Source organism: Pantoea stewartii subsp. stewartii (assembly GCF_008801695.1).
Lineage (GTDB): Bacteria > Pseudomonadota > Gammaproteobacteria > Enterobacterales > Enterobacteriaceae > Pantoea > Pantoea stewartii.
Genome location: NZ_VZPF01000310.1, coordinates 1 through 251, shown reverse-complemented (window position 1 = coordinate 251; position 251 = coordinate 1). Strand labels below are relative to the sequence as shown.

General features: G+C 54.2%; 1 pseudogene. It reads right to left on the bottom strand.

From position 1 onward, the window contains the following. Positions 1-125: 125 nt before the first annotated feature. Positions 126-251: pseudogene (locus F7Q90_RS27575) on the bottom strand (hypothetical protein); the annotation flags it as partial.

Sequence of the window (251 nt, the reverse complement as noted above, 5' to 3'; positions counted from 1 at the left end):
GTGGTTGCGTTACGTCATCGGTCATATACAGGACTGGCCGGTGAACCGGGTCCGCGATCTGCTGCCATGGAAGGTCGAGCTTCCCTCTGCCTGAACGTCAATACGGTCTGAATGCGACGCTTACGTACATTCTGTCCGTTAATGACCGTATTACCGGTATACAGCATGATATGCCCCGGAATGTATACAAGCGTGGTAAACGGCCTGCCATGCTCCGTGAGATAACGAAGCCGTGTGCTGGTGTCCTCCTG